The 628-nt window shown below is 68.2% G+C and carries 1 pseudogene; it reads left to right on the top strand.

Features of this window, described 5'->3' with window-relative positions:
- Nucleotides 1-628, top strand: a pseudogene (locus Q8814_RS26405) (bifunctional [glutamine synthetase] adenylyltransferase/[glutamine synthetase]-adenylyl-L-tyrosine phosphorylase); the annotation flags it as partial.

Genomic DNA, 628 nt, shown 5'->3' with positions numbered 1-628 from the left:
TGCGATGGCTCGCCCGGGCCGCGCACATGCGGCCGGACGGCCGGCACGATGCGCTCGGCGTTCTCGAGTCGGAGATCAAGCGCAACTCGGCCCGCGTACGCAAGCTGCACGCACGGCTGTTCTACCGGCCTCTGCTCGAATCGGTGACCCGCATCGAGAAGGACGCGGTCCGGCTGTCGCCGGACGCCGCGACCCGGCAGCTCGCCGCACTCGGCTACGGCGCACCGCAACACGCTCTCGAGCATCTGACCGCCCTTTCGGGCGGCGCGTCCAGAAAGGCGCGGATCCAAGCGTTGCTGTTGCCGCAACTGCTCGAATTCCTCGGTGACACAGTCGATCCCGACGCCGGGCTTCTCGCATACCGTCGGCTTTCCGATGCCCTGTACGACACCGCGTGGTTCTTGCGGGTGTTGCGGGACGAGCCGTCGGTGGCGGAACGCCTCATGACGGTGCTCGGATCGTCGGCGTATGTTCCGAATCTGCTCATCAGGTCCCCCGACGTCATTCGGCTCTACGCGGACGGGGGGAACGGGCCGCGGTTACTCGAACCTCAGCCGAGTGAGGTCGCGAAGGCTCTCGTCACCTCGTCGCGCCGCTACGACGACCCCAACCGGGCGATCGCCGCCGC

Source organism: Rhodococcus chondri (genome assembly GCF_036327435.1).
Lineage (GTDB): Bacteria > Actinomycetota > Actinomycetes > Mycobacteriales > Mycobacteriaceae > Rhodococcus > Rhodococcus chondri.
The sequence above is the reverse complement of the archived record's forward strand: the minus strand, read 5'-3'. Positions and strand labels throughout refer to the sequence as shown.